A 12,610-nucleotide genomic window follows, 5' to 3' on the forward strand; every position below is an offset into this window, starting at 1 on the left:
CCATGAGCACAACCACCTCCCCCGCCGCGATCGACGTCCAGGACTGCTGGAACGTCATCGGCGTCAACGGCGACCAGAGTTGCGACAAGCTGCAACAGCACGTCCACTGCCGCAACTGCGGCGTCTACGCCAACGCCGCGCAGCAAAACCTGGCGCGTCCCGTCAGCGTCGACTACAAACAGGAATGGGCCGCGCACTTCCGCCAGGCCGCCGCCAGCGGTCAGCAGCAGGACGCCTCCTGCCTGGTGTTCCGCATCGGCCGCGAATGGCTGTCGCTGCCGGTCCGCATGTTCGTCTCGGTGGCGCCGATCGCCAAGCCGCACCGGCTGCCGCACCGGGCCTCGCGGGGACTGCGCGGCATCGTCAACGTCGGCGGCACGCTGTACCCCTGCATGTCGCTGGCCGACCTGCTCGGCATCGACGACACGGAAGGCGAAGCCGCCACCCACCGCCACACCTTCGCGCGGCTGCTGCTGACGCAATGGGAAGACCAGGCCTACGCGCTGCCGGTGGCAGATCTGCACGGCATCCTGCGCTACGCCAGCGGCAGCGTGCAGGCGCCCGCCGCCACCATCAACAAGGGCCTGTCGCGCTTCCTGACCGGCGTGATCACGCATGACGACATGCGCATCGGCGTGCTGGACGAGACGCTGATCGGCTATCAACTCGCGAGGACTTTGCGATGAGCAGCGATAACAACGGTGACCTGAGCCAGTTCTCCATGCTGGACCTGTTCCGCATGGAGGCCGACAGCCAGACGCAGATCCTCACCGACGGCCTGCTGGCCATGGAGCGCCTGCGGGACGACGCCGGCGCGGTGGAGTCGATGATGCGCGCGGCGCACTCGATCAAGGGCGCGGCCGCCATCGTCGGACTGGAAGTGGTGGTGCAGCTGGCGCACGGCATGGAGGACGCCTTCATCGCCGCGCAGCACGGCAAGCTGGCGTTGACGCCCAACCGGGTGGACGTGCTGCTGGCCGGCGTGGATTTGATACTACAGCTGTCACGCCTGCAGGATGCGGAAGTAGAAGGCTGGCTGGCCGCCAACGGCGAGCAAATCAAGCGCACCATGAACGCGATCCATACCATCGCCTTCCTGCCCGAGCCGGTGAGCCTGGCCCCGCCGCCACCGGTCGTTCCGGCGAACGCCGGAACCCATAGAACGCCTGAAAGCACGCTCGGCATGGATTCCGGCGTGCGCCGGAATGACGTGCCCGCGCCAGCGGCAGGGACTGCGGCTGCGACTGCGGCTGCGGCAGCGCCGCCCAACGCCGCCGCCGAAGACACCCCCGAACGCCGCGCCCCGGCGCCCATGAAGCACGCGCAAAACTTCGACAAGCTGCTCTCCCTGGCCAGCGAATCGCGCATCAACGCGCACCAGATGCACCCCTTCGTGCAAAACCTGCAGCGCTTCAAGCGCAACCAGAGCAGCCTGTTCTCGCTGATCGAACAACTGCACGAAGCCATCTCCAACAGCAGCGACGCCGGCCTCAAGGAAAAATCCCTGCTCGCCCTGCAGAAAACCCACCCGCTCAAGCAATTCGTCCTCGAACACATCGCCGACATCGAAGCCTACGAACGCCGCCTGCTGGCCGTCTCGCAAAACATGGTCGACGAAGTGCTGACCATGCGCATGCGCCCCTTCCGCGACGGTGTGCAGCACTTCCCGCGCATGGTGCGCGACCTCGCGCGCAGCCTCGGTAAAGACGTCCAGCTGCAGATCATCGGCGAAGACACGCTGGTCGATCGCGACATCCTGGTCAAGATCGAAAGCCCGATCAACCACATGCTGCGCAACGCCATCGACCACGGCATGGACAACGCCGCCGACCGCATCGCCGCCGGCAAGCCCGGCACCGGCACCATCGTGCTGGAAGCCAAACACCGCGCCGGCATGCTGAGCATCGAAATCAGCGACGACGGCAAGGGCGTGGACCTGGAAAAAATCCGCGCCCGCGTGATCGACCGCAAAATGGCGCCGGCGCAGATGGCCGCCTCCATGTCGCCGGCGGAGCTGATGGAATTCCTGTTCCTGCCCGCCTTCAGCCTGAAAGACAACATCACCGAAATCTCCGGCCGCGGCGTCGGCCTGGACATCGTCCACGAAACCATCCGCGCGCAAAACGGCACGGTGCGCATCGAGTCCGAACTGGGCGTCGGCTTCCATACCTACATCACGCTGCCGCTGACGCAATCGATCGTGCGCGCGCTGGTGGTGGACGTCAAGGGCGAGGCTTACGCCGTGCCCATCGTGCAGGTCGAGCGCGTGCTCAAGGTGCCGCAGAACGCCATCCACACCCTGGAGAACAAGCAGTTCTTCGACTTCGGCGGCGAACACCTTGGCCTTGTATCGGCCTCGCAGGTGCTGGAGCTGGGCGACACCAGCGCCGAAGGCATGGAACTGCCGGTGGTGGTGATTGGCGCCGGCGCGCGCCGCTACGCGCTGGTGGTGGACGCCATCCTCGGCGAGCAAAGCCTGGCGGTGCAGGCCATCGACCCGATCTTCGGCAAGATGCGCGACATCTCCGCCGCCGCCCTGCTCGACGACGGCGACCCGGTGCTGATCCTCGACGTGCCCGACCTGCTGCTGTCGATCGACAAACTGCTGCACGAGGGCGGCCTGCATCAACTGGCCAAGTCCGACGCCGCCGAACGGCGCAAGACCAAGCGCATCCTGGTGGTGGACGACTCGCTCACGGTGCGCGAGATGGAGCGCAAGCTGCTGCTCAGCCGCGGCTTCCTGGTCGATATCGCCATCGACGGCATCGACGGCTGGAACGTGGTGCGCAGCGGCGAGTACGACCTGGTGATCACCGATGTCGACATGCCGCGCATGGACGGTATCGAATTGGTAACATTAATTAAAAAGGATTTACACCTGCATAAGCTGCCAGTCATGATAGTGTCTTACAAAGATCGGCCGGAAGACCGCGCGCGCGGGCTGTCGGCCGGCGCCGACTATTATCTGACCAAGGGCAGCTTCCACGACGAGACGCTGCTCGATGCCGTCAGCGACCTGATTGGGGACGCCCGTAGATGAAGATCGCCATCGCCAACGATGTCGCCATGGCAGCCGAAGCGCTGCGGCGCGTGGTTGCCAGCACCGCCGAACACCAGGTGCTGTGGATCGCCCGCACCGGCGCCGAGGCGGTGCGCATGGCGGCCGACAACCGCCCCGACCTGGTCCTGATGGACCTCAACATGCCGGAGCTGGATGGCGTCGAGGCCACGCGCCAGATCATGGAGCAAAGCCCGTGCGCCATCCTGGTGGTCACCGGCCGCCCGCAGGACAACGTCAACCAGGTGTTCCGCGCGCTGGGCGCCGGCGCGCTGGACGTCACCGCCACGCCGGTGCTGCAGGGGCAGCCGGGCGGCGACGCCGAGCTGCTGGCCAAGATCCGCACCATGGACAAGCTGATACGCCACAGCGGCGGCACGCAGGCCATGTCGCCCAAGGCCACCGCCAACAACGGCAATGGCAACGGCGGCGCCGCCGAGGCGCCCAGCGTGGAAAAGGTCACCTCGCTGCTGGCCATCGGCGCCTCCACCGGCGGGCCGGTGGCCGTGTCCAAGCTGCTGGCCGGCTGGAAGGCGCCGCGCGGCTGCGCCATCGTGGTGGTGCAGCACATCGACCAGCACTTCGCCGACAACTTCGCCCGCTGGCTGGGCGAGCAGCTCGACATGCCGGTGCGCGCCGCCGAGGAAGGCGACGAGCTGGTGGCCGGCACGGTCCTCATCGCCAAGAGCAACGACCATCTGAAACTGGATCAAAACCTGCGCTTGCGTTACGATGTCCACCCGAAGGATTATGCCTACCGTCCTTCGGTCGATGTATTCTTCCACTGCGTGGCCCAGCACTGGAAGGGCGAGTCGGTTGGTGTACTATTGACCGGCATGGGCCGCGACGGCGCCGAAGGCCTGCTGGCCATGCGCCGCGCCGGCCACACCACCATCGCCCAGGACCAGGCCAGCAGCGCGGTGTACGGCATGCCGCGCGCGGCGGCGGAGCTGGACGCCGCGCAAATGATCCTGCCGCTGTCGAAGATCGGACCGGTCTTGCGCGGCAACCTGGGCGGACGTAGTTAACAACCTAAGAGAAACCTGATGTCCGAAGCACAAGCAATCGCACACGATCAAGAGCCGGTCCTCCCCACCTTCAAAGTACGCGTACTGCTGGTCGATGACCAGTTGATCATCGTGGAAGCCGTGCGGCGCATGCTCAGCGACCAGCCGGACATCGAGTTCCATTACGTGACCGACGCCACCAAGTCGCTGGAGACGGCGCTGCAGCTGCAGCCGACCGTGATCCTGCAGGACCTGGTGATGCCCACCATCGACGGTTTCGGCCAGATCACCCAGTACCGCGCCGAGGAAGGCCTGCGCCACGTGCCGGTGATCGTGCTGTCGGCCAAGGAAGACCCCAAGCTGAAGGCGCACAGCTTCGCCACCGGCGCCAACGACTACATGGTCAAGCTGCCGGACAAGCTGGAACTGCTGGCGCGCGTGCGCTACCACTCCACCGCCCACATCAGCCGGTTGCAGCGCGACCAGGCCTTCCGCTTCCTGCGCGAGAGCCAGAAGCAGCTGGCCGACGCCAACATCGAGCTGCAAAAGCTGGCGGCGCTGGACGGCCTGACCGGCATCGCCAACCGCCGCCGCTTCGACGAGACCATGCAACTCGAATGGCAGCGCGCGCAGCGCGACAAGAAGCCATTGACGCTGCTGCTGTGCGACGTTGATTTCTTCAAACTGTATAACGACAGCTTCGGCCACCTGGCGGGCGACTTGTGCCTGAAAAAAGTGGCGGCTGTTTTGACCGAACACCTGAAGCGCCCGGCCGACCTGGCCGCGCGCTACGGCGGCGAGGAGTTCGCGATTATCCTGCCGGAGACACCACTGACTGGGGCGCTGATCGTGGCCGAGTCGTGCCGCCGCCACCTGGAGCAGCTCGCGATCGAAAATCCGCAGGCCACCACCGAACTCTCCAGCGTGACCATGTCGATCGGCGTGGCCAGCGCGGTGCCGTCGCCGGCGTCCTCGGTGGAGGAGCTGATCCAGCAAGCCGACCGGGCGCTGTACGCCGCCAAGCACGCGGGCCGCAACCGCGTGATGAGCGCGGAGAGCCTGCCCGGCCCCACCTCGTCGAATGAAGGAAAAACCGCAGCATGAGTGCTCACATCGATCAAGTCAGCGTCGTCAAGAAATCCAACATCTACTTTGACGGCAAATGCGTGTCGCACACCGTCATCCTGGCCGATGGCAGCCGCAAGACCGTCGGCGTCATCTTCCCCTCCAGCCTGACCTTCAACACCGGCGCGCCGGAGATCATGGAAATCGTCGGCGGCGTCTGCAGGGTACGCCTCGACGGCGCCAGCGACTGGCAAACCTACACCGCCGGCCAGCAATTCCAGGTGCCCGGCAACAGCAAGTTCGACATCGACACCGTGGAAACCCTCGATTACGTTTGCCACTTCGGCTAGATCCCCAAAACACCGGGGTCAGTGCCGACATTCGGACATTGGCTCGCACGCGAGCCAATGTCCGAATGTCGGCACTGACCCCGGTTCGGGTTTAGATGAACACCGGCTCGGGTTCGAGCAGCACGCCGTAGCGCGCCTGCACGTCGGCCTGGATCGCCCTGGCCAGCGCCACCACGTCGGCGCCGCTGGCGCCGCCGTTGTTCACCAGCACCAGCGCCTGTTTCGGATAGACGCCGGCCGCGCCCAGGCTACGCCCTTTCCACCCGCATTGATCGATCAGCCAGCCGGCGGCCAGCTTCTCGGTGCCGTCCGGCTGCGCGTGGTGCACCAGCGTGGGGAAGCGCGCCAGCAACGCCGCGCATTGCGCGCCCGGCACCACCGGATTCTTGAAGAAGCTGCCGGCGTTGCCGATCAGCGCCGGGTCCGGCAGCTTGCGGCGGCGGATGGCGATCACCGCGTCCGCCACCTGCCGCGGCGTCGGCGCGTCGCCCAGTCCCGGCTCGGCCGCCAGGTCGGCATAGCGCAGGTTCGGCCGCCACTGCGTTGGCAGCGCAAACGTCACGTCAAGTATGATCAGGTGGCGGCCTTCCTCGTGCTTGAATACGCTGTCGCGATAGCCGAAACGGCAGGCCGCCCCATCCAGCACGCGCGTGGCGCCGCTGCGCGGATCGAACACCGTCACGCTGTGGAACACGTCCTTGATTTCGAGGCCGTAGGCGCCAATATTCTGAATTGGCGCGGCGCCCACCGTGCCAGGAATCAGCGACAGGTTTTCCAGTCCGCCGATGCCCTGCGCCAGCGTCCACTGCACGAACGCGTGCCAGTTTTCGCCGGCCGCCGCGCGCACCAGATGCCGGCCGTTTTCCTCGCCCACCACCGCCTTGCCCTGCAGCGCGATATGCAGCACCAGCCCGTCAAAATCGCCCGTCAGCAGCACATTGCTGCCGCCGCCCAGCACCAGTTTCGGCAAAGCGGCCCAGTCGCCATCAGCATAAACGCCGAGCAGTTGCTCAGTTTCCGTGATGCGCACATAGGCGCGCGCACTGGCGGCGATGCCGAAGGTGTTCAGGGATTGCAATGGAAATTGATGTAGGACAGAAAATGGAGCAGTCATGAGAAAATAATGAGGAAATTTAATCGATTATAAGCAAAAAACCACCGCCGACATGAGAGCGATCGGCGGGTTGTCCGTTAAAATGTCAGTCTTTGATGCAGCCGGATGTCTGCGCGCTGCATGCCACACGAAAAGGAACTAGTTATGCCGTCGTTTGATGTAGTTTTGGAAGCCGATATGATCGAAGTGAAAAATGCCGTCGAGCAATCTCAAAAGGAGATCGCCACGCGCTTTGACTTCAAGGGCACCGGCGCCGCCGTCGAACAGAAGGAACGCGAGCTGACCCTGACCGCCGACGCGGAATTCCAGTTGCAGCAGGTGCGCGATGTGCTCATCAACAAGCTCGGCAAGCGCAAGGTCGACGTCCGCTTCCTGGACGATGGCGACATCAAGAAAATCGGCGGCGACAAGGTGCGCCAGGTGATCACCGTCAAGAACGGCATCGAGTCCGACGACGCCAAGAAAATCGTCAAGGTCATCAAGGACAGCAAGATGAAGGTGCAAGCGTCGATCCAGGGCGACTCGGTGCGCGTGACCGGCGCCAAGCGCGACGACCTGCAGGCCGCCATGGCGCTGCTGCGCAAGGACGCCGCCGACCTGCCGCTGGAATTCAACAACTTCCGCGACTGATCCCGCCCGCGCGCGCGGCCCGCACTGCGCGGCCGCGCCGTCACATAGCTGTAGTACACATGGAGTAGAATGAATCGGAGCCCCGATTATGCGTACTGCCGCGCGACCGCAATTAACCTCGGTAGTCTAAGGATAGCAATGAAACGTGTTGATGATTTCCGCCTGCGATTTGGCAACGAAGAATATGTGCCCATCATGATCGGCGGAATGGGTGTCGATATCTCGACCTCGGAACTGGCGCTGGAAGCGGCCCGCCTCGGCGGCATCGGCCACATCTCCGACGCCATGGTGGAAGACGTGTCCGACCGCAAGTTCGATACCAGCTTCGTCAAGGACAAGACCAAGCTGTACAAGCACAACATCAACAACATGGACAAGTCCATCGTGCAGTTCGACCTGCAGCGCCTGGCCGAGGCGCAGCGCCTGCACATCGGCCGCACCATGGAGCAGAAGAAAGGCCCGGGCCTGATCTTCGTCAACTGCATGGAAAAGCTGACCATGAACGGCCCGCGCGAAACCCTGCGCACGCGCCTGAACGCGGCGCTGGACGCCGGCATCGACGGCATCACGCTGTCGGCCGGCCTGCACTTCGGCTCGTTCGCGCTGATGGCCGACCATCCGCGCTTCCGCGAGGCCAAGCTGGGCATCATCGTCTCGTCGGTGCGCGCGCTGCAGATTTTCCTGCGCAAGAACGCCAAGCTGAATCGCCTGCCGGATTACGTCATCGTCGAAGGCCCGCTGGCCGGCGGCCACCTCGGCTTTGGCCTGGAGGACTGGAAAGACTACGACCTGATGACCATCACCAAGGAATTGCTGGCTTACTTCAAGGAAGAAAAGCTGGACATTCCGCTGATCGCTGCCGGCGGCATCTTCACCGGCTCGGACGCGGTCAGCTTCCTGGAAGCCGGCGCGGCCGGCGTGCAGGTGGCCACCCGCTTCACCGTGACCAAGGAATGCGGCCTGCCGGACAAGGTCAAGCAGGAATACTTCAAGGCCTCGGAGGACGACATCATCGTCAACGGCGTGTCGCCGACCGGCTACCCGATGCGCATGCTGAAGAGCACGCCGGCGATCGGCTCCGGCATCCGCCCGGGCTGCGAATCGTACGGCTACCTGCTGGACGCGACCGGCAACTGCGCCTACATCAACTCGTACAACCGCGAGGTGGCGGCGCATCCGGACCAGAAGACCGTGGTGGTGATGGACAAGACCTGCCTGTGCACCCACATGCGCAACTTCAACTGCTGGACCTGCGGCCATTACACCTACAAGCTGAAGGACACCTCGCACAAGAAGGCTGACGGCGAATACCAGCTGCTGACCGCCGAGCACGTGTTCAAGGACTACCAGTTCAGCACCGACAACCAGATCGCGTTGCCCGAGCGCGAAGCCTAGCCCCAAAACGAAAGGGTCTGACCCCGTACGGGGTCAGACCCTGGCCGCAGCGCTGTGCGGGTTTACGCCCTAGCCGTCCTTGTTGATCCGGTGGATCAACGCCCCCAACACCTCCTCCGCCATCTCATTCTCCACCTGGCAGGTGCCGGCGTTCTCGTGGCCGCCGCCGCCGTATTCCAGCATTAGCGCGCCGATATTGGTCTTTGAGGTCCGGTTCAGAATCGATTTGCCGGTCGCAAACACCGTATTCTGGTTTTTCAGGCCCCACAACACGTGGATCGAGATATTCGTCTGCGGGAACAGCGCGTAGATCACGAAGCGGTTGCCGGCAAAAATGACCTCCTCGTTGCGCAGGTCCAGCACCACCAGGTTCTTGTGCACGGTGGCGCAGCGGCGGATCTGCTCCTTGCACTTCTCGGCATGCTCAAAGTACAGCTCCTTGCGCTCCTTCACATCCGGCAGCTCCATGATCTGCTCGATCGTGTGGTCCTTGCAGTAATTGATCAGGTCCATCATCAGGTTGTAGTTCGAGATGCGGAACTCGCGGAAGCGGCCCAGGCCGGTGCGCGCGTCCATCAGGAAATTCAGCAGATCCCAGCCTTCGGGATGCAGCACTTCCTGCTCGTTGAAGCGGGCGGCGTCGCCCTTGTCCACCGCCGCCATCATGTCGTTCCACGACGCCGGGAAAGCCTTCAGGCCGCCGTAATAGTCATACACCACGCGCGCCGCCGACGGCGCCTCCGGATGGATCACATGGTTGTTGCGCTCGCCGGTGTTGCGGATCGTTTCCGACAAGTGGTGGTCAAACGCCAGGTGCGCGCCGGCCACGTACGGCAGATTGGTGGTGATGTCACGATCGGTAATCGTGATTTTCCCGTCTTGCATGTCCTTCGGGTGAACGAACAGGATCTCGTCGATCATGTCGAGATGCTTCAGCAGCACCGCGCACACCAGTCCGTCAAAATCGCTACGGGTGACCAAGCGATATTTTTTTACATCTGCCATGGAGCTTTACCTCAGGTGGGTTGGACACCGGTAAATAATACAACTCAATCACGCGGCTGCCCACAAATAGTCGCCTGACGTTGCATTAAGTCACGACGCTTCACATAAAACCAATGTTACGCTGTAAGCAACATGAGACATTGTGAGGCATCCATGAATCTCCGGCATGCAATACTCGTCCTGACCGCCACATACGAGCTGACATCCGAGCAGCACAACGAGCTGAATCAGCTTGCGGCGCTGGGAGAACCGCCGCCCGATCTCGCGCGCAGCTTGCACGCCGGCCTGGCCATCGTCGGCGTCGCGTTGGGCGGACTCGGCATCCTGTTCTGGATTGCCGCTAACTGGCAGTCCATGCCGCCGGGCGGACGCTTCGCGCTGCTGCAGACGCTGCTGGTCGCGGCGCTGCTCGGTGCCTGGCTGCGACCGGCGGCGCGGGTGCCGCTGTCGCTGCTGGGCTTTATCACCTGCGGCGGCTTATTCGCGCATTTCGGTCAGACCTACCAGATGGGCGCCGATCCGTGGCAGCTATTCGCATGGTGGGCAGCGCTCACCTTGCCGCTCTGCCTGAGCGTACGCCACGGCGTGCTGTGGACGGCCTGGGCGACCGTCGCGTTGACCGCCGCGCTGCTGACGGGCTTCATCGTGCCGGGTCGAACGCTTTTCCACGCCAGCCTGGGCTCGTGGGTTCCTGCTCTGGTGCTGGCCGCCGCCTTCCGCTTCCTGCCCGCCCTCGGATCAACCTTGTGGCCGATGCGTCTGAGCATGATCTATGCAACAACTGGTCTGTGCTGGATTGCCATCATCAGCTTGCTCGACCATGCGTTTGATGCCACCTATGTGCTGACGCTGGCTTGCGTTGTGGGACTGGCTTGCGTATTCGCCCTGCGCCGGATGTTCGACGTGTTCGTGATGAGCGCACTCGGCTTCGGCATCAATGTGCTGGTGACTGGCGCTGCGGCACGCGTGCTATTGGACAATCAAAATGTCCACGCAGGGTCAGTGCTGGTGACCGGCTGTTTTGCAGCGGGCCTGCTGGCCGCCACCATCAAGCTCATCGTGTTCCTGACACGCGTGCACACCGGGGAGCATATAGCATGAGCCTGGAACGCTTGAACAGCCTGGTTGAGGCGGCCGCCGAGCGCGGCATCCTGCAGCGCGACGCCACAACCGCAACCTCGGCGCGGCCGTGGCCGCTGGTCTTGTTGACCGCACTAGGCGCGTGGCTGGCAGCCATACCGTTCATCGTGGCGTTGGGGATGCTGTTTGGTAGCCAACTGCAAAGTGGCGCGCCGATCTACGTGATCGGTGCGCTCATATATGGCTCCTCCTTGTTCCTGCTGCGTTGGGGCAGTCACTCCAAATTTGTCGAGCAGCTTGGCTTGCCGGCGTTACTGGCTGGGAGCATTCTGTTGGCCGCTGGCATTTACCGCGACGTGCCGGGCACATCGGGCATTGCCGCCCTCACGCTTTTGTTCGTTGCCGCCGCATGGATAGCCCCACAAATCTGGCTTCGCGCCTTGCTCGGCGCACTGACTTGCGCGGCCTTCATCGCCATGCTCTCGGTCGACCAGTTATTCGATTTGTTGCGACTATTCCCCGGCTTGCACGGTGCGCTGGTGGCGTGGCTGGTCGCGTTGATCTGGTTGGACAGCAAATCCATCTCGGGCGCCAATGCCCGCGACATCATTGCGCTGGACGCCTTCGCCTCCGGCTGGGGCGCGATGCTCTTGCTGGCGTTTGCATGGAGCGCCGGCAAGGCCTTCGTGGTTGGCGCTTTGGTGGGATCATTCCATGGCCATATCCAGGAGTTCACCAGCGCTCCCACGCAGCGCGGATTGTCGGTCTTGTTGGCTGGCGCGGGGGTGGCCTGGCTGGCTCGCCATTGGACCGCGTTCGGCGCGCGCCACATGGCGCTGGCGGCCGTGCTGCTGCTGGCACTGTGCTGGGCACTCCCGCTACTGGGCGGCCCCTTCCTGATCCTGGCGGTGTGCACCACCAGTGCGCGCCCGTTGCTTGCGACGGCGGCAGCCGTTTCTGCGGCATGGATCATCGGGGCCTTTTACTATCAGTTGAATATGGAACTGGCCGATAAAGCGCTCATCCTGACTGCAATTGGCGCGGCTTTAGGCTTGATCGGCTGGTTGAAATGGCAGCGACAATCCCGTTCATCGACGCACGCAACGCCTTTCCCCAAGCTGATGGCGTTGTCGCTGCTGGCGATCCTGGTGGTGGTCAATGGCGGAATCTGGCAGAAAGAAAGCCTGATACGCAATGGCCGCCCGGTCTACATCGAACTGGCCCCGGTTGATCCGCGTTCGCTGATGCAAGGCGACTACATGCGTCTGAACTTCCTGATGCCGGATCTGAGCACAGTCTCCAGGCACGTTAAAGTGGTGGCGGCTATCGACAACCGAGGCATTGCCATCGTCCAGCGCATCGCTAGCGCAGGTGTACCGCTGGCGCCGAACGAAATATTGATCGAACTGGTGAACACCGGCAGCGGCCTGCGCCCAGCCAGCGACGCCTGGTATTTCAAGGAAGGGGAAGAGAATCGTTGGGCGGGCGCCAAATACGGCGAATTCCGCGTTGACGGCAGCGGGCGCGCACTGCTGGTCAATCTGCGTGGACCAGCGCTGCAGGCGCTGTAAATGCGAAAAAGCCCGCTCAGGCTTGACCTGAACGGGCTTTTTCTAATAACTAGCTTGACGATAACCTACTTTCACACTGGTTGCAGCACTATCATCGGCGTAGAGTCGTTTCACGGTCCTGTTCGGGATGGGAAGGGGTGGGACCGACTTACTATGGTCATCAAGCTTTGACTTGGCAACAATCGGGAAGAAGTAGAAGTTGGGGTAGCACTCACCATCGAGTAAATGCACATAACCGTCAAGGTTATAGGGACAAGCCGTACGGGCAATTAGTATCAGTTAGCTTAATGCATTACTGCACTTCCACACCTGACCTATCAACGTCCTGGTCTCGA

The 12,610-nt window shown here is 63.2% G+C and carries 11 protein-coding genes and 2 rRNA genes; 9 read left to right on the forward strand and 4 right to left on the reverse strand.

The annotated features are described in order from the left end of the window. Positions 1–2 precede the first annotated feature (2 nt). Genes FHW58_RS11995 through FHW58_RS12015 form a run of 5 tightly spaced genes read left to right on the forward strand, consistent with a single transcriptional unit; the run spans position 3 to position 5,480 of the window. The gene (locus tag FHW58_RS11995) at positions 3–686 is read left to right on the forward strand and encodes a chemotaxis protein CheW (RefSeq protein ID WP_179673201.1); all 684 of its coding nucleotides are present in this window, start codon (positions 3–5) and stop codon (positions 684–686) included. Next, complete coding sequence (locus FHW58_RS12000; protein ID WP_179673202.1) at positions 683–3,040, forward strand: hybrid sensor histidine kinase/response regulator; 2,358 nt, start codon at positions 683–685, stop codon at positions 3,038–3,040. Before FHW58_RS11995 ends, FHW58_RS12000 begins: the two co-directional genes overlap by 4 nt. Continuing rightward, positions 3,037–4,086, forward strand: a complete 1,050-nt coding sequence (gene cheB, locus FHW58_RS12005; protein WP_179673203.1) for a chemotaxis-specific protein-glutamate methyltransferase CheB — start codon at positions 3,037–3,039, stop codon at positions 4,084–4,086. Before FHW58_RS12000 ends, cheB begins: the two co-directional genes overlap by 4 nt. Positions 4,087–4,104: 18 nt before the next feature. Next, on the forward strand, positions 4,105–5,169 hold the full coding sequence (locus FHW58_RS12010) for a diguanylate cyclase (protein WP_179673204.1): 1,065 nt from the start codon (positions 4,105–4,107) through the stop codon (positions 5,167–5,169). Continuing rightward, positions 5,166–5,480 carry a pyrimidine/purine nucleoside phosphorylase gene (locus tag FHW58_RS12015; protein WP_179673205.1) on the forward strand — a complete coding sequence of 105 codons (315 nt, stop codon included), beginning with the start codon at positions 5,166–5,168 and terminating at the stop codon, positions 5,478–5,480. Before FHW58_RS12010 ends, FHW58_RS12015 begins: the two co-directional genes overlap by 4 nt. A 91-nt stretch (positions 5,481–5,571) precedes the next feature. Here the strand turns inward: FHW58_RS12015 and murB are convergent, their stop codons facing one another. Continuing rightward, entirely contained in the window at positions 5,572–6,594 is a 1,023-nt protein-coding gene (murB, locus tag FHW58_RS12020) for a UDP-N-acetylmuramate dehydrogenase (protein ID WP_179673206.1), read from the reverse strand. A 144-nt stretch (positions 6,595–6,738) separates the two neighbouring features. Here murB and FHW58_RS12025 point away from each other — a divergent pair, with 144 nt between their 5' ends. Both FHW58_RS12025 and FHW58_RS12030 read left to right on the forward strand, forming a co-directional pair. After that, the gene (locus tag FHW58_RS12025) at positions 6,739–7,224 is read left to right on the forward strand and encodes a YajQ family cyclic di-GMP-binding protein (RefSeq protein WP_179673207.1); all 486 of its coding nucleotides are present in this window, start codon (positions 6,739–6,741) and stop codon (positions 7,222–7,224) included. A gap of 138 nt (positions 7,225–7,362) precedes the next feature. Beyond that, positions 7,363–8,619 carry a nitronate monooxygenase gene (locus tag FHW58_RS12030; RefSeq protein ID WP_179673208.1) on the forward strand — a complete coding sequence of 419 codons (1,257 nt, stop codon included), beginning with the start codon at positions 7,363–7,365 and terminating at the stop codon, positions 8,617–8,619. 69 nt (positions 8,620–8,688) lie between these two features. Here FHW58_RS12030 and FHW58_RS12035 read toward each other — a convergent pair whose 3' ends face one another. After that, entirely contained in the window at positions 8,689–9,624 is a 936-nt protein-coding gene (locus tag FHW58_RS12035; protein WP_179673209.1) for an exopolyphosphatase, read from the reverse strand. A gap of 153 nt (positions 9,625–9,777) precedes the next feature. Between FHW58_RS12035 and FHW58_RS12040 the strand changes: the two genes are divergently transcribed. Together FHW58_RS12040 and FHW58_RS12045 are read left to right on the forward strand one after the other, a co-directional pair. After that, entirely contained in the window at positions 9,778–10,725 is a 948-nt protein-coding gene (locus tag FHW58_RS12040) for a DUF2157 domain-containing protein (RefSeq protein ID WP_179673210.1), read from the forward strand. Continuing rightward, positions 10,722–12,275: a GDYXXLXY domain-containing protein gene (locus FHW58_RS12045; RefSeq protein WP_179673211.1), complete on the forward strand. Its 1,554-nt coding sequence runs from the start codon at positions 10,722–10,724 to the stop codon at positions 12,273–12,275. Before FHW58_RS12040 ends, FHW58_RS12045 begins: the two co-directional genes overlap by 4 nt. 52 nt (positions 12,276–12,327) lie before the next feature. Here FHW58_RS12045 and rrf read toward each other — a convergent pair. Beyond that, positions 12,328–12,440: ribosomal RNA gene (gene rrf, locus FHW58_RS12050) — 5S ribosomal RNA — on the reverse strand. Positions 12,441–12,523: 83 nt separating this feature from the next. Then, positions 12,524–12,610: ribosomal RNA gene (locus FHW58_RS12055) — 23S ribosomal RNA — on the reverse strand; the annotation flags it as partial.

This window comes from Duganella sp. 1224, from assembly GCF_013408245.1.
Taxonomy (GTDB): domain Bacteria; phylum Pseudomonadota; class Gammaproteobacteria; order Burkholderiales; family Burkholderiaceae_D; genus Rugamonas.